We start from the raw sequence: 14,806 nt of genomic DNA, 5'->3' as shown, positions 1-14,806 counted from the left end.
AACGGACGGCGCCCGACCCCGGAACGCACAACGTTCAAGCCGGTCGCCGGCCTCGGACGGGCATGGACGAGCACCGCCGGATCGCCGGCGTCGAGGAGGTTCCGGAAGAGAGCACGCTGCTCGCGACGCTGCGCCCGGTCGATCCCGACGCGGTCGACGAGGGCGAGGGCGACATCGGGGCGAGCGAGGACGGTGCCCCGGAGGTCGAGGCGATACTCACGCGGGCCGCCGGCGAGGTCCGCGCGTTCCGCAACTACTGTCAGCACTGGACGGACATCCGCCTCGACAAGGACGACGGCGCGTTCGTGCGCGACGGGGAGGTGTTCTGTCAGAAGCACGGCGCGACGTTCGAGGCCGACGGCGGCTACTGCAACTTCGGCCCCTGTGAGGGCGCCGTCCTCGAATCGGTCGCCGTCGCGGTGACGGGCGACGCGGTGTACCTCGACGACGACGCCTACGAGTTCGTCCGGCTCGGCCCCGCCGCCGACAAGGACGACGGCGGCGGCTCGCGGATCGACTTCACCGGGAACTGAGCCGCGCGGGCATCTCCGGACGCGGCTGACTGCCGCGAACGCGACCGAACCGCGACCGCGACCGAACCGCGACCGGTCAGAATCGCGTCCGCCCGCCGCCGCCGCTCGCGTCGTCGCGGCCGAGCGCCTTCTTCAGGAAGTTCATCCAGCGTTTCCGGTCGGCGGCCTCCTGTCGCTTCGCCTCGGTCTCCGGGTCAGGCGCGTCGAGCCCCTCCAGTGCCTCCAGCGCGCGGTCGATGCCGATGATCGACGACGCCAGCTCCTCGCCCTCCTCGCGGCTCACCTCGTTCTCCTCGATGGGTTCGAGCCGGTCGAGCCGCTCGCGGCGGAGGTTCCGCTTCGCGCGCTCGACGCGGTCGCGCTCGCCGGGCGGGACCGAGTCGCGCCGCTTGATCTCGAAGACGAACGACCGGAGATCTATCTCCTCGCCCTGGATCTCGATCGACTCCGGGATGTCGACGCCGACCGTCGAGGACTCTCGGTTGACCCGCTCTAAGAGCTGTTTCCGCTCGTACTCCTTCACGCCGGGTCGGTAGGCGGCGGGCGCACTTCGCTCCTTCGCCCGGGCGGCGCCAGCCGAACGAAGCGGGCGTCACTCGAAGAGACGACGTTAACCGCGTCGCGCCGCAACCGGGTCGCATGGAATCGCTCGAAGCCGAACTCGACGCCGCCCGCGACCTCGACGTCGCGGACCTCGCGGACGCCATCGAGTCCATCGGCTTCGAGTGCACGCGCTGCGGCGGCTGCTGTACCGGGTACGCCCCCGACGAGCCGGGCGGGGCGCCGGCGGGAGCGGGAGCGGACGACGGGGAGGAGAGCGCCGGGACCGACGCGGAGTGCCACGGCGGCGCGGACGGCGACGCCGACCGCGAACCCCACACCGCGACGGTCTTTCCGGACGAGGTCCGGCGCGTCGCCGACGCCGCCGAGGCGGAGTTCGACGAGGCGTACGACTGGCGCGACGTGGCCCGGCCGATGCCGTTCGGCCTCGACGCGGACGGAGACGGAGAGCCGACGGGGGAGACGTTCGAGTGGGCGCTCGCGACCGACGACTGCGGCGACTGCGCCTTCTACGAGGAGTCGGACGGGGAGGGCGCCTGCACCGTCCACGACGCGCGCCCGCTCATCTGCCGGACGTACCCGTTCAGCGTCGCCTTGGAGGGGACGAGCCAGCCGATGGGCGAGGCGGTCGACGAGGCGGGCGTCGTCCGCGCCCACGAGTGCGAGGGGCTCGGCCGCGACATCTCCCGCGAGGACGCCGAGGAGCTGGCCGCCGCGCTGAAGGAGCGCGCGGTGCGGGAACTGGCGGAGGCGATCGGCGTCCGAGACGGCTACGATCCCGACGCGCGCGAGCGGGCCGACGGCGACGTCGTCGTCTTCGACTCCGAGGGGCCGAAGGGGGCCGACGGGACCCCTATCCGCGAAGGGTAGCGGTCGCTTCCGGGCTTTTGGGGGAGTCAGACGGCGTCGAGCGCGGCGTCCACGTCGGCGCGAATTTCCTCGCGCGCGGCCTCGTCCGGGAGCGCGAGCGGCGGGCGCACGGCCGGGTCGGGGATGAACCCGCGGTGGGCGGCCGCGACCTTCGTCGCGGGCGCGAAGCCGTGGTCGGCACAGCGAGCGAACAGCGGCGCGACCGCGCGGCGGTGGAGCGACAGCGCCCGGTCGTCGCCGCCGTCGCGGATCGCCTCGGTGAGCGCGACGAAGACCTCCGGGACCGCCTGCGAGAGAGCGTGGATCCCGCCGTCGACGCCGAGGCTCGCGCTCGGGTAGAGCTGTGCGTCGACGCCCTGGAAGACGGCGAACGAGTCGGGCGTCCCGCTGATCTTCGCCTCGAGACCGGTGAGGTCGCCGGTCGTGTCTTTCACCCCGACGACCGACTCGCGGGTCGCCAGGTCGGCGAGCACGTCGACGTCGATGGACTCCCCGACAGTCGCCGGGATGTCGTACAGGAGGACCGGGAGCGGGGCGTCGTCGACGACGGCCTCGAGGAACGCCCGCTGCCCCTCCGGCCCCGTCGACGCGTGGTAGTACGGGAGCGTGACGAGCCCGGCGTCCGCCCCGGCCGCCGCGGCGTCGGACAGGTGCTCGCGCACCCGCGAGACGGCGGTGTCGGCCGCGCCGGCGATCACGGGCGCCCGCCCGTCGGCCGCGTCGACGACGGTCTCGATCACGGTCCGGCGCTCGTCGTCGGTGAGACTGGCGAACTCGCCGGTCGTCCCGCAGGGGACGACTCCGTCGATCCCGGCCTCGACGAGCGCGTCGACGTGGCTCGCGAGGGCGGCGGTGTCGACGTCGCGGTCGGCGGCGGCGAACGGGGTCACGATCGGCGGCGAGACGGCGGTGTGAGGGAGATCCAGGAGTGTCACGGTCGGCCTTCGGACGGCGACGACAAAGGCGTTGGTCCCCGCGGACCGCTCGCGGGCGACCGAATCCTAACTGTGTCGGCGGTACAACTATACAGACCCGTCACGAGAGTCCGATGGAGTCTACTATGGAAATCTCCGAGAAGCTCCTCTGTCTGTTCAGCGCGGAAGTCCGCGAGACCGCCGACGGCGAGTACGTCGTCGACGTGCCCAGCCGAGAGATCGACACCGGATCGCTGGAGCCGGGCGAGACGTACCGCGTCGCGCTCGTCGCCCGCGACGGCTCTTCGGCGGCGACGGCCGACGCCGACGCGTCCGCCTCGCGGAGCGATGACGGGCCGCAACCCCCGGTTGAACCGGGCGAGATGCGATACGTCGAGATCGAAGACCTCGGCAAGCAGGGCGACGGGATCGCTCGCGTCGAACGCGGCTACGTGATCATCGTCCCCGACACCGAGGTGGGCGAACGCGTGAAGATCGAAGTGACCGAGGTGAAGTCCAACTTCGCCGTCGGGGAAGTCGTCGAAGAGGCCGGCTGAAGCCGGAGGACTCGCCCCGCGCTCACCCTTCGTCCGGCACTCGGGCGTCCCAGTACGACACCGAGGCGACGTAGTCGCCGGGGATCGTATCGCCCGCGAGCTCGTCGAGCGCCCGAAACGGCTTCGCGACGGGGCCCGGGAGCTCGCGGTAGAAGCCGTACGGTAACACGAAGTCGTGCTCCTCGTTCGCGAGCGTGAGCCCCGCCTCACCGAGCATGGCCGCGACCTCCCGCTCGGAGTAGAGCCGCGAGCCCATCGGGAGGAGCCAGGTGTACAGCGTCCGCAGGCTGCGCCCGTTGAACGTGTCGAAGAACACCTGACCGCGGCTGACCCGGCGGAGCTCCTTCGCGAACGGCACCGGGTCGTCCATGAGGTGGAAAAAGCGCATCGCGACGACCGTGTCGAAGTGGTCGTCGGGGAACGGGAGCCGCGAGGCGTCGCCGCGGAGGAACTCGACGGCGTCGGCGTGACCGGCGGCGGTGACCTTCGCGCGGGCCTGTTCGAGCATCTCGCGGGAGACGTCGAGCGCGACGATGTCGGCGCCCCGGTCGGCGAGCATCGTCGTGAACCGGCCGGTACCGCAGGCGACCTCGAGCACGCGGTGGCCCGGGTCGATCGGGCCCAGCGCGGCGAGGACGGCCTCCTTCTCCCGGCGATCGATGAGCTGTCCGCCGCCGGAAAACCGGACGTCGTCGTACTCCTCGGCGACCTCGTCGGCTTGGTACCAGTCCTGTCCCTTCACGTTGTCCGTGATGAACGCCGGACCGACAAAACCGTACTGGAAGCGGCCCGGCGGCGGCCCTCGGTTAGGGCGGTCGGGAGGCTCCCGCGGCGAGTTCGGTCACCCGCTGGTGGCGACGTTCTCGGCCGGCACCTTGACGATCACCCGAGCGCCCTCCTCCTCGTCGTGGTGCGGGTACTCGTCGACGCCGAAGTACCGGCGGGCGAGTTCGTCGATGTGCTCGCGGGCGCCCGCCTCGGTCAGTTCGGCCTCGCCGCGGACAGAGACGTATCGATACGGGTCGTCGGGGTCGAGAACGCTGACGCCGACCTTCGGGTTCTCGCGGACGTTTCGCTCCTTCCGTCGCCCGCGAGCGGTGTTGACGAGGACGTACTCGCGGTCCTCGTGGTCGACCCACACCGGCGTGACGTGGGGGAGGCCGTCCGGCCCGACCGTCGCGAAGTGCGCGTACGACTCGGCTTCGAGGATGTCGACGTGAGACTCGGGAATCACGCGAGCGGGTACGGACGCCCGGCGGAAAACGTGCCGGATGGATCACTCGGAACGGTCGGCTGAAAAGTAATATTAACACATTATATTATCACAGGCAGATTCCCCTATATGTAGCCAACCTTTACCACTACTCGCGGAATTCGTGTGAGACATGAGTACCAGTCCCGCGGAGACCGCTGACCAAGACCGCCTGTCGGAGTCCGAGTATCGCGACCGCCTGCGCGAGCTACCCCCGAGCGCCAAGCTCGTTGCGAAGGTACTGGAGGGAGACTCCCCCCTCTCGCAGGGCGGCCTCGCCGAGGAGTCGCTGCTTCCCGACCGCACCGTCCGCTACGCGCTCAACCGCCTCGAGGAGGAGGGCCTCGTCGACTCGCGGTACAGCTTCAAGGACGCGCGCAAGCAGGTGTACTACCTGACGGTCTGAACGGTCCTCTCGCCGTCCGAACGCGCCCGGCCCGCGAGGACGTGAGTCGGCCGGGCGCACACGCGGTCCTTTTTACCTTCTCGGCCCGATAGCGGAGCGTATGGAGCTCTCGGTCGTCGTCCCGACGCTCAACGGTCGGGATCGGTTGGCCGCCTGCCTCGACGCGCTGGCGGCTAACGCCCCCGACGCCGAGGTGATCGTCGTCAACGGCCCCTCGGCCGACGGCACGACCGGCATGGTTCGCGGCCGCGACGACGTCGACGTGTTGGTCGAGATCTCCGACCGCACGGTGAACGTCGCCCGCAACGCCGGCGTCGAGGTGGCGACGGGCGACGCGGTCGCGCTGGTGGACTACGACAACCGGGTCGAGCCGGGGTGGCGCGACGCGGTCAGCGCCGGTCTCGACGCGGCGCCCGTGGTCTCGGGACCGGTAACGGCGATACCGCGGAGCGAAACCGCCGCCGACGCCGATCCCGCGGAGGGCACGGATTCGAAACGCCCGGACGAGGCGGCCGTCGACGGCCAGAACACGCCGGAACGCAGGCGGATCGCCGGGCGAGCGGTCACCTACTTCGAGGGCGGCAACGTCGCCTTCCGACGGGACGCCTTGCGGGACCTCGACGGCTTCGACGAGTACCTCCGAGTCGGCGGCGCGCGCGACGCGGCCCACCGGCTCGCGCGCGTGGACCGCGAGGTGACGTGGCGGCCGGCGATGGCCGCACGGAGGGAGCTCCCGACCCCGACCGCCGCGGACGGCGGGCGCAGCGCCCACGAGTGGGGCTGGAAGTACCGCGGCCTCGCCTACCGCCTGCTGAAGAACTACGGCGTGCGGCCGACCGTCCTCCTCCGGACGGGATCGCACGCCGTCGGAGACGCGCTCGGCGCGGCGAGGGACGTGGTCCGCGGCGAGTCGACGCCCACGCGGTGGGCCGCGACGGGCCGCGACGTACTGCTCGGGCTCACCGGCGGGACCTCCGACGGGCTCGTCGCGCGGCGGCGGGACCGGAGCCCCGCGCGGAACCCGAACGGGATCTCGACGCGCGCGGACCGCGCCGTCGCGAAGTACGACCGACGGGAAGCGGCGGACCGCGACGAGGGGAGCGGAGCGGACCGCGACGGGGAGGCCGAGGCGGCCGACGACGCCGAGTGAGCCCCGCGCCTTTTAACCGAGGGCGCGGCCAACGCTCCGACAACGAATGGGACTCACGAAGCGCATCATCCCCTGTATCGACGTCGACCTCGACGACGACGGCGACGCCGCGGTGTACACCGGCGTCAACTTCGAGAACCTGGAGTACACCGGCGACCCCGTCGAGTTGGCGAAGAAGTACAACGCGGCGGGCGCCGACGAGTTCGTCTTCCTCGACATCACCGCCAGCGCCGACGGGCGCGAGACGATGCTCGACGTGGTCAACGCGGTCGCCGACGAGTGTTTCATTCCGCTCACGGTCGGCGGCGGCATCCGTACCAAGGCCGACATCAAGGAGACGCTCCGCGCCGGCGCGGACAAGGTGTCGATCACGACCGGCGCCCTGGAGCGTCCGGAGTTGATCGACGAGGGTGCGGCCGCGTTCGGCAGCCAGTGCATCGTCATCTCGATCGACGCGCGTCGCCGGTACGACGACGCGGGCGACCACTTCTACGAGGACGACGACGGCGAGACGGTGTGGTTCGAGTGCACGAAGAAGGGCGGCCGCGAGGGCACCGGTATCGACGCCGTCTCGTGGGCGACGGAGGCCGAGGAGCGCGGCGCGGGCGAGCTGTTCGTCAACTCCATCGACAAGGACGGGACGAAGGACGGCTACGACGTCCCGCTGATGAAAGCGGTGGGCGAGGCGGTCTCGACGCCTCTCATCGCCTCCTCCGGCTGCGGGGGCCCCGAGGACATGTACGAGGTGTTCACCGAGGCGAACGCCGACGCGGGGCTCGCGGCCTCCATCTTCCACTTCGGCGACTACTCCATCGAGGAGACGAAGGCGTACCTCGACGAGCGCGGCGTCCCGGTGCGACGCTGAGCGCGGGGTGGCGGTTCGGCGTTAACTACCGGTGTAGTTTTTATTTTTACGCGACCGAAACCAACAGTTATTATCCGACCGAGCGCGAAGCGTGACGTATGTCCACGTCCACGTCATCCGCGCGTGTTCGCGACGGGTCGCCCGAGCTCGTCTGTAAACGGACCGACGGCGACGGCGGCGGTGAGGTGACGTTCTTCGAGCGGGACGTCGACCCGGACGAGCGGACCACCCGCTGGGTGACGGTCCGGGAGGAGGACTGCGTGCCCCGCGACGAGTGGCGATAAGATCGGGTTCGCTGTGGTTTTGCTGGTTGTCTATAAATCGTCGTGAGCGGAGCGGCGGAGAACACCTCCAAAGCCCCAGCCGCTCGGCGATACGTGGCTGCTGCCGCGGAGAACACCTCCAAAGCCCCAGTCGCTCGGCGATACGTGGCTGCTGCCGCGGAGAACACCTCCAAAGCCCCAGCCGCGAGGACTCGGTGCGCTCGCTGCGCTCCTCAGTCGCTCGTTTCACTCGCTCCTTTCGGTGCTTACGTCGCGCGCCGTCGTCCTCGCGGCTGCCCCTTTGAGTCCCACCCCGCACCGCACAGCACCGCACCTCACACCTCCCCAGCCTCGCGGCTCCCTCGCTTCGCTTCGGTCGCCGCGTCCCTCGCGCGTGCGACTCGCGCCCTTCGGGCGCTCGTCGGCACGCGCCGACCGCACCGCGGTCGTTAATAAATAGTCGCCGAGGTCCGGTCAGTCGTCGTCCGCGGGGGCGCGGTCGGCGAACTGCGAGAGCTCCTCGTCGAGCAGCGCGACCGTCGCCAGTCGGATCGCGTGCGGCCAGCCGAGCGGGGTCGCGCTGTCGGGCGTCCCGTCGTCGAAGAACTGCTCGGGGAGGTACGTCGTCGGCTCGCACAGGGAGCCGCCGGGCGAGACGTGCGCGAGCAGGTCGCGGGCCCGGGCCGCCATCTCGGCGGCGCGCGGGTCGTCGCGCGCCGCGAGCAAGGCGGCGAGCTCCGCGCAGGCGTTCGCGCCCCACGCGGTCGAGACGGTCCACACCTTCTCCGACTCCTGGTCCGCCCGCCGCCAGCCGTCGCCCTCGTAGCGGATCAGCCCGGCGATCGCGTCGCTCTCGTGGGAGAGCCCGTCGACGACCGTCTCGACGTGCGAGACCAACCGGTCGAGGCGCTCCTCGTCGACCGCGCCGGCTTCGCTTCCCCCATTGCCGGCGTCCGCACCGAGCGCGTCGAACGAGCGGTGCGCGGCCGCGAGCGCCAGCGTGGCGGAGTCGAGCCGACCGTCGACCCCGCCGTCGAGCGTCTCGCGGACCGCGTAGCAGCCCCGGTCCGGCAGCCACAGGTCGTCGAGCGCGTCGTACACCTCGCGGGCCCGGTCGCGGGCGTGCGCGGCGAGGTCGTCGGGGAGCGACGCGGCGCCCGGCACGGCGTCGGGGTCGTCGAGCGCGTCGGCGGCGAGCCCCTCGCCGTGACGGCCGAGTTCGCTGTACGCCTCCAGGAACGTCGCCGCGGTGTGCGTGAACCGGCCGGCCGAGTCCTCCCACGCGTTCTGACAGACGACCGGGCGGCCGTCGGGTTCGAGCGTCCGGTCGAGCCCCGCGAGCGCGGCGACCAGGGTGGCGTCGAGCCCCTCGACGTCGACAGTGCGGGACGACGTCCCGCTGGCAGCCGGATGGGGTCCGGCGACGCCCGCCGCCCGGGCCCGCGCGAGGTACGCGACGACGCTGCCGGTCTGGTCGGCCTGGTAGTCGACGTCTGGCCCGTCCTCGATGCGGGCGTTCGCCCACCCGGGCGCGAGGGCGCCGTCGCGGGGCCACACCCGGTGGGGCCACGAGCCGTCGGGGCGCTGCGTGGCGACGTACATCCGGGCGGAGCGGGCGTGCCAGTCGTCGAGGTCGAGGCCGAGCGCGTCGGCGGCGCCGAGCAGGAACCCGGATATCTCCGCGTCGTCGCGGAACCACGTGTAGCCGTAGCCGCCGGAGTGCTCGTAGTAGGGGTCGAAGTCCGGCCCCGCGATCCGGAGCCCGGACGGGGCGGAGAGCAGCGAGAGGACGCGAAGGTCCGCGACCACCGACTCGCGGGCAGGCGCGGACTCGGGCACCGACGGGAGCGCGTCGGCGGCCGCGTCCGCGAGCGCGTCGACGCCGTCGAGGTCGGAGAAGAGCGCGTCGAGCCGGTCGCGGGCCGCCTCGCGGTCGGTCTCCGCGCGGTCCGTCAGGAGCGTGGCGACCGTCGCGACCCCGTCGTCGAACGGCACGTCGGCGATCACCTCGCCGGAGAGGCGCTCCTCCTCGTAGCGGTCGCCGTCGCGGGCCCGCGGGAGGTCGGTGGGGTCGTCGTCGAGCAGCTCGGGGAACGTCGCCGGGAGCTGGCCGCGGAGGTCCGCGAAGCCGGTCGCGCTCGCGAGGAAGTCGTGCTCGTCGGCGTGGAACACCTCGACGGCGTCGTCGTATCGGAGCTGCCCCACCCGGTCGTCGCGGCCGTCGGGCGCGAAGCGGGCGTAGACGACGAGCGAGGCGTCCGCGGGGTCGGCGGCATCGTTCGAGCCGGCGCTGCCCGCGTCAGCGTCGTCGAACTCGACCGACGACCGGGTGAGGTGCGCGTCGCCGAGCGTGACGTCGTGGCGGGTCACCGTCGCGCGGGCCGTCTCGTGGACCGTCTCGACGAGCGCGGCGTCGCCGACGTACCGCTGGGTCGTGTCGGCCTCGTCGAGCCAGGCGACCTCGTCGCCGACGGCGAGGCCGATCCGCGACCGGACGAGCCCGGTCCGACCGGTGAGCGGGTAGCCGAAGTCGCGGAGTTCGCCGTCGCCGCCGACGTGGACGAGCCGCCCGTCTCCGCCCGAGAACCGACCGGTGACGGTGCGCCGCTCGCCGGGGAAACGCGTTCCCTCGCCGGCGTGGCGCTTGTAGTCGTCGAGCGCGTCGCGGAGCTGCATTACGCGAACACACGCCGGCGCCCGACATGAACCTTTGGTGTAATTATTGTTCGTTCGTTTGTCGAACGGAAACCCTCAAACCGCGGCGCGCCGAGTGACGTGCGTGTACGAACCCGGCCCCCCGCGAACGACGAGCGTCGGCGAGTCCGTGGAGCTGTCGCCGCGAATCCCCGATCCCGACGGGACCTACCGGTGGACCGTCCGCGACGCGCCGGCCGACAGCGCCCTCGCGACCGGGGACGGTCCGGACCCGGACGCGGCCGGGCCGCCGAGTCCGGCGACCGCGGTCGGAGGCGAAGGGCCGTCGACCCCGAGCCCCTCGTCTGCGGTCCTGCGCGCGGGCGAGACGGACCGCGACGACGACCCGGTCGTTCACCTCGTTCCCGACGCCCCCGGGACCTACGCCCTCGCGCTCGACGCGCCCGACGGCGTCCACCGCCAGCGCGTCAGGGCCTTCCCCGACGAGCGGCGCGATGCGGCGATCCGCGTCCCGGCGGCCGACCTCCCGGTGGACGACGACGAGGTCGACACCGTCTCGCTGCTCTGGCCCCACAACGAGAACCGGCTCGCGCTCGACCGCGCCGAGCGCGACGGCGACGAGTGGGTCGCCTCGGTCCGCGTCCCGCCGGGGCGACACGGCTACGGCTTCGTCCCGAACGGCGACCGCTCGGCGGCGTTCCACGGAGAGTGCGAGGTGCCCGGTCCCGGCCGACCGCGGCTCTCGCTGGACGCGACGGTCGTCGAAGACGGCGACTCGGCGGCGGGTGACGATTCGGCGGGGCGCGACGACCCGACGGGGCGCGACCGGCTCCGCCTGACCGCCGGGGTCGAGCCCGCGCCCGCGGTCGACGAGGTCGAGCGGGGCGGCGACCCGGACGCGCTCGACGCGACGTTCCTCGTCGACGACCGCGACGCCGACCCGGAGACGGTCGCGGCGATCGAGTCGCGGGCGGACGGGCGGACGCTCTCGGTCCCGCTCGACGACCTCCCGGACTCGGTCCGGATCCGCGCGGTCCCGCACGGCGACCGGTACGGGGCCGGGGAGACGGTGCGGATCGAGACGAACGGGGACGCGAGTGAGTCGGTCGAGGTGAGCGATCCGAACCCGACCCCCGAGTGGGCGGAGTCACCGACGATCTACGAGGTGTTCGTCCGGTCGTTCGCGGGCGACACGCTCCCGACGACGTTCGCGGAGATCGAGCGACGGGTCGAGTACCTCGAACATCTCGGCGTCGACGCGCTCTGGCTCACTCCCGTCCTCGCGTCGCCGACGGACCACGGCTACCACGTCACCGACTACTACGACACCGCCGCGGACCTCGGCTCCCGCGAGGCGTTCGAGTCCTTGGTCGACGCCTGCCACGACGCCGGAATCTACGTCGTCTTCGACCTCGTGATCAACCACACCTCTCGCGACCACCCCGCGTTCCAGCTCCACTCGGCCGGCGTCGACGCGTACGCCGACCACTACCGCCGGACCGACGGGGCCGCCGACGTGACCGGGATCGACTGGGCCGAACTCGGCGACGGCGACGTGCCGGACTACTACTTCGAGTGGGGTCGCATCCCGAACCTCAACTACGACAGCCCGGCGGTCCGCGAGTGGCTGCTCGACGTCGTCGACGAGTGGGCCGGCGTCGTCGACGGCTTCCGCGCGGACGTGGCGTGGGGCGTCCCGCACGGGTTCTGGAAGGAGGTCGCCGACCGCGTCCCGGACGACGTGCTCCTCCTGGACGAGACCATTCCCCACGACCCGTTCTACGGCGAGGGGGAGTTCCACCGCCACTACGACACCTCGCTGTACGAGACGCTCCGCGCGGTCGGTCGCGGCGACGAGCCGGCCGACGCGGTCGAGACCGCGCTCGCGCGCGGCGAGTGGCTCGGCTTCGACGACCCCGGCGCGCAGATGCGTTACGTCGAGAACCACGACGAGGACCGGTACCTCGCTGAGTACGGGAGAGACGCGCTGCGCGCCGCCGCGGCCGTGACGTTCACGCTGCCGGGCGCGCCGATGATCTACGCCGGCCAGGAGCGCGGCAACGAGACGTACCGCGGTCCGATCCGGTGGCACGACGGCGACAACGACCTCACCGAGTTCCACCGCGAGTTGGCCGCGCTGCGCGAGGACGAACCGCTCCTCCGCCAGGGGGAGGTGGCGTTCGACGGCCGCGCGGCCGACGTCCGCGTCGTCGACGGCGACGCCGAGCGCGTGGTCGCCTACGAGCGGACGCCGCCCGAGGGAGACGGAGCCGACGACCCGCTCCTCGTCATCGTCAACTTCGCCGAGACGTCGGCGACCGTCGCCGCGCCCGAGGCGGTCGAGTCCGATCTGTTCGCGGGCGACGAGAGCGCGGCCGAGGACGACGGCGAGGGCGGGGCCCGGGTCGCGGTCGACGCCGTCGCAGTACTCCGATAGGTGGTCGACGCCGTCGCCCCGCTACGGTGACGGCCCGGATGTCGCCGGCCGGTCGCGGGGCGGCGAGGACGCCCGGGACCGACTCTTATAAGTGTCGCTCGGGAGAGGCGTTCGTATGGACGACCGGACGCTGACCGACCTCCTTCGTCGCTTCGGGCTCTCGGACAAGGAGGTCGACACCTATCTCAGTCTGCTCGAACACGGCGAGGCGAAGGCGAGCACCGTCGCCGACGCGGCGGGCGTCTCGAAGCGGTACGTCTACAGCGTGAGCGAGTCGCTGGCGGACCGCGGCTTCGTCGAGGTGAACGACCACGTCGTGCCGACGACGATCCGCGCGAACCCGCCCGATGAGGTGATAGACCGGCTCCGGTCCGACGTGGACGCGATGCGTCCCGGACTGGCCGAGCGGTACTCCCGCGTGGAGCGGCAGGCCGAGCAGTTCGAGGTGATCAAATCGCGAGTCACCGTGATCAAGCGGATCCGGTCGCTGCTCTCGGACGCCGACTCGGAGGTGACGCTGTCGATCACCGCGGAGCAGCTCCCCGAGGTGAAGGAGGGGCTCGTCGACGCGGTCGAGCGCGGCGTCCTCGTCTTACTCGTCGTCTCCGACGCGCCCGCGGACCTCGACGCGGACGACCCAGCGCTGTCGGGCGTCGCGAACGTCGTCCGGACCTGGAGCGAGGCGATGCCGACGCTGCTCACCGTCGACTCCGCGGCCGGCGTCGTCTCCCCGCCCGAACTCCTCCGACGGTCGACGACCGACCGACAGGCGATCGCGTTCGCACAGGAGCAGCTCGCGCCGGTGATCGTCGGGTCGTTCCTCGGTAACTACTGGCCCGCCGCGACCGAGGTCGCCGTCGCCGACCCGGCGCCGCTCCCGGCCGAGTACACGGACTTCAGACACACCGTCCTCCAGGCGACCCTCCGGCTCCGCGCCGGCGACCCGCCGCGGGTGACCGTCGGCGGCCGGTGGACCGACAGCGACGAGCCGGCCGAGGTCGTCGGCCGCGTCGTCGAGACGAGACAGGGGATGGTGGAGCCGACGAACAACGAGTTCCCGGTCGAGCACTCGCTCGTCGTCGAGACGGACGACGGCGAGGTCACCGTCGGGGGCCAGGGCGCGTTCGTCGAGGACGTCGAGGCCGACCTCGTCCGGATCGAATCCGACGCGGAATAAGGCGGCGACGCGGGCGCCGAGTCGCGGTGAATCGGAGCGCGCGGCGGGCGACGCGTCGCTACGGCGGCGGTCAGTTCTCCGGGGGAACCGACGCGGTCGACGGGCCGCCGTCGAGGGAGGGAGCGTTCGGATCGACCCTGACCCACCAGTCCGACCCGGCCGAGTCGCCGGCCGACGCGAGGAGGGCGATCCCGGCGATCCGCCCGCGCGAATCCCGACGGCACACCTCCAGCGCGGCCGGGAGGGTCGCGACCCGTCCGTCGGCGGGCGACAGCGCGTACCCGGTGACCCGGACCGTCGCGTCGTCGTCCGGAGCCCCGGCCTTCGAGGCCGGTCCCGCGTCGTCGACGCGCTCGTAGCCCCCGACGAGGCCGACGGCCGCGAGGCGGTCGAACGCCGCGCCGACCGGATCGGCGGCGGACGGCTCCGGCGGGTCGGGGAGACGCTCGGCGGCGTCGGCCACCACCGCCGCCTGCGCCGTCGGATCGAGGTGTCGGTCGAGGGCGGCCGCCATCGCTTCGAGCAGACAGAGGCAGAGGTCGTCGGGGTCGGAGACGCGCTCGGCGAGCGAGAAGTACGCGTCCATGACCGCCGACTCGACGCGGTCGTGGCCGCCGGCGGAGAGCGCCTCGAACGTCGCCGCGGCCGTCGCGTGACAGAACTCGACGCGGTCGCGGGCCGGTCCGCGCTCTCCGGCTTCGTCCGCGGATCGGCGGTCCGTCGGCCCGTCGTCGCCGCCGGGCCGGCGGTGGGCGGCGCGGTCAACGATCCGATCCGTCAGCTCGTCGGGTGGCGCCTCGCCGTCGTCGGGGGCGAACGTCGCGGGATCGTCGGGGACAGGCGTCGGGGCGTCGTCGAGAGCGGACGTCCGCGCTCCGTCGTCCCGCCCCGTCGGCCGCGAGGGCGGCTCCACGAACCCCTGTCTGACGACCACGTCGTAGAAGGGGAGTTCGGGGTCGTACCGGCGGAGCGCGTCGCGGTACTGCTCCGTCGCCCGGGCCGCCGCGCGGGCGGTCTCGCGGCTGTCGAACCGCAGCCCCGCAGCGGGGACCGGGCGGTCGCCGTACCGCGCGCAGACGAGCGAGAACTCGCCGTCCTCGCTCGCGAGCGATTCGATGTGGTCCGCGATGTCGAGCAGGGTGGTTCCGATCACGTGTCGCTCCTGA

The 14,806-nt window shown here is 72.3% G+C and carries 15 protein-coding genes; 9 read left to right on the top strand and 6 right to left on the bottom strand.

Features of this window, described 5'->3' with window-relative positions; translation table 11 throughout:
* Window positions 1-62 precede the first annotated feature (62 nt).
* A complete protein-coding gene (locus tag BM286_RS07935; RefSeq protein ID WP_092921024.1) occupies window positions 63-533 on the top strand; it encodes a Rieske (2Fe-2S) protein in 471 nt (156 codons plus the stop codon).
* Between the two features lie 76 nt (window positions 534-609).
* Here BM286_RS07935 and BM286_RS07930 read toward each other — a convergent pair whose 3' ends face one another.
* Complete coding sequence (locus BM286_RS07930; protein WP_092921023.1) at window positions 610-1,056, bottom strand: DUF5788 family protein; 447 nt, start codon at window positions 1,054-1,056, stop codon at window positions 610-612.
* Between the two features lie 116 nt (window positions 1,057-1,172).
* Here BM286_RS07930 and BM286_RS07925 point away from each other — a divergent pair, with 116 nt between their 5' ends.
* Window positions 1,173-1,964: a YkgJ family cysteine cluster protein gene (locus BM286_RS07925; RefSeq protein ID WP_092921022.1), complete on the top strand. Its 792-nt coding sequence runs from the start codon at window positions 1,173-1,175 to the stop codon at window positions 1,962-1,964.
* 26 nt (window positions 1,965-1,990) lie between these two features.
* Here the strand turns inward: BM286_RS07925 and BM286_RS07920 are convergent, their stop codons facing one another.
* Window positions 1,991-2,899 carry a dihydrodipicolinate synthase family protein gene (locus tag BM286_RS07920; RefSeq protein WP_092921021.1) on the bottom strand — a complete coding sequence of 303 codons (909 nt, stop codon included), beginning with the start codon at window positions 2,897-2,899 and terminating at the stop codon, window positions 1,991-1,993.
* A 125-nt stretch (window positions 2,900-3,024) separates the two neighbouring features.
* Between BM286_RS07920 and BM286_RS07915 the strand changes: the two genes are divergently transcribed.
* Entirely contained in the window at window positions 3,025-3,435 is a 411-nt protein-coding gene (locus BM286_RS07915) for a TRAM domain-containing protein (protein WP_092921020.1), read from the top strand.
* Between the two features lie 22 nt (window positions 3,436-3,457).
* On the opposite strand, the gene BM286_RS07910 is transcribed toward BM286_RS07915, so the two are convergent.
* Together BM286_RS07910 and BM286_RS07905 are read right to left on the bottom strand one after the other, a co-directional pair.
* Window positions 3,458-4,177 carry a class I SAM-dependent methyltransferase gene (locus BM286_RS07910; RefSeq protein WP_092921019.1) on the bottom strand — a complete coding sequence of 240 codons (720 nt, stop codon included), beginning with the start codon at window positions 4,175-4,177 and terminating at the stop codon, window positions 3,458-3,460.
* A gap of 99 nt (window positions 4,178-4,276) precedes the next feature.
* Window positions 4,277-4,669, bottom strand: coding sequence for a PPOX class F420-dependent oxidoreductase (locus BM286_RS07905; protein WP_092921018.1), 393 nt, complete (start codon window positions 4,667-4,669; stop codon window positions 4,277-4,279).
* A 151-nt stretch (window positions 4,670-4,820) separates the two neighbouring features.
* Between BM286_RS07905 and BM286_RS07900 the strand changes: the two genes are divergently transcribed.
* The 4 genes from BM286_RS07900 to BM286_RS07885 all read left to right on the top strand — a co-directional run bounded on the left by BM286_RS07900 (window position 4,821) and on the right by BM286_RS07885 (window position 7,392).
* A complete protein-coding gene (locus BM286_RS07900) occupies window positions 4,821-5,093 on the top strand; it encodes a helix-turn-helix domain-containing protein (protein WP_092921017.1) in 273 nt (90 codons plus the stop codon).
* 100 nt (window positions 5,094-5,193) lie between these two features.
* Window positions 5,194-6,243, top strand: coding sequence for a glycosyltransferase (locus BM286_RS07895; RefSeq protein ID WP_092921016.1), 1,050 nt, complete (start codon window positions 5,194-5,196; stop codon window positions 6,241-6,243).
* 46 nt (window positions 6,244-6,289) lie between these two features.
* On the top strand, window positions 6,290-7,108 hold the full coding sequence (hisF, locus tag BM286_RS07890; protein ID WP_092921015.1) for an imidazole glycerol phosphate synthase subunit HisF: 819 nt from the start codon (window positions 6,290-6,292) through the stop codon (window positions 7,106-7,108).
* 98 nt (window positions 7,109-7,206) lie between these two features.
* A complete protein-coding gene (locus BM286_RS07885) occupies window positions 7,207-7,392 on the top strand; it encodes a DUF7511 domain-containing protein (RefSeq protein WP_092921014.1) in 186 nt (61 codons plus the stop codon).
* Between the two features lie 453 nt (window positions 7,393-7,845).
* On the opposite strand, the gene BM286_RS07880 is transcribed toward BM286_RS07885, so the two are convergent.
* Window positions 7,846-10,047 (bottom strand): glucan 1,4-alpha-glucosidase, encoded by a 2,202-nt coding sequence (locus BM286_RS07880; RefSeq protein WP_092921013.1) that lies wholly within the window; start codon window positions 10,045-10,047, stop codon window positions 7,846-7,848.
* Window positions 10,048-10,150: 103 nt separating this feature from the next.
* On the opposite strand from BM286_RS07880, the gene BM286_RS07875 reads away from it, so the two are divergent.
* Both BM286_RS07875 and BM286_RS07870 read left to right on the top strand, forming a co-directional pair.
* Window positions 10,151-12,463 (top strand): alpha-amylase family glycosyl hydrolase, encoded by a 2,313-nt coding sequence (locus BM286_RS07875; RefSeq protein ID WP_092921355.1) that lies wholly within the window; start codon window positions 10,151-10,153, stop codon window positions 12,461-12,463.
* 115 nt (window positions 12,464-12,578) lie between these two features.
* Window positions 12,579-13,640, top strand: a complete 1,062-nt coding sequence (locus BM286_RS07870) for a TrmB family transcriptional regulator (RefSeq protein WP_092921012.1) — start codon at window positions 12,579-12,581, stop codon at window positions 13,638-13,640.
* 70 nt (window positions 13,641-13,710) lie between these two features.
* On the opposite strand, the gene BM286_RS07865 is transcribed toward BM286_RS07870, so the two are convergent.
* Window positions 13,711-14,793: a DUF7551 domain-containing protein gene (locus BM286_RS07865; protein ID WP_092921011.1), complete on the bottom strand. Its 1,083-nt coding sequence runs from the start codon at window positions 14,791-14,793 to the stop codon at window positions 13,711-13,713.
* Window positions 14,794-14,806 lie beyond the last annotated feature (13 nt).

The organism is Halorubrum sodomense, from assembly GCF_900111935.1.
Lineage (GTDB): Archaea > Halobacteriota > Halobacteria > Halobacteriales > Haloferacaceae > Halorubrum > Halorubrum sodomense.
Note: the sequence above shows the minus strand (reverse complement) of the source record. Positions and strands in the feature narration are given on the sequence as shown.

Excerpts from the sequence above, each read along its gene's own strand:
- BM286_RS07935 (WP_092921024.1), top strand. The coding sequence starts at position 63 with ATGGACGAGCACCGCCGGATCGCCGGCGTCGAGGAGGTTCCGGAAGAG.
- BM286_RS07925 (WP_092921022.1), top strand. The coding sequence starts at position 1,173 with ATGGAATCGCTCGAAGCCGAACTCGACGCCGCCCGCGACCTCGACGTC.
- BM286_RS07915 (WP_092921020.1), top strand. The coding sequence starts at position 3,025 with ATGGAAATCTCCGAGAAGCTCCTCTGTCTGTTCAGCGCGGAAGTCCGC.
- BM286_RS07900 (WP_092921017.1), top strand. The coding sequence starts at position 4,821 with ATGAGTACCAGTCCCGCGGAGACCGCTGACCAAGACCGCCTGTCGGAG.
- BM286_RS07895 (WP_092921016.1), top strand. The coding sequence starts at position 5,194 with ATGGAGCTCTCGGTCGTCGTCCCGACGCTCAACGGTCGGGATCGGTTG.
- hisF (WP_092921015.1), top strand. The coding sequence starts at position 6,290 with ATGGGACTCACGAAGCGCATCATCCCCTGTATCGACGTCGACCTCGAC.
- BM286_RS07885 (WP_092921014.1), top strand. The coding sequence starts at position 7,207 with ATGTCCACGTCCACGTCATCCGCGCGTGTTCGCGACGGGTCGCCCGAG.
- BM286_RS07880 (WP_092921013.1), bottom strand. The coding sequence starts at position 10,047 with ATGCAGCTCCGCGACGCGCTCGACGACTACAAGCGCCACGCCGGCGAG.
- BM286_RS07870 (WP_092921012.1), top strand. The coding sequence starts at position 12,579 with ATGGACGACCGGACGCTGACCGACCTCCTTCGTCGCTTCGGGCTCTCG.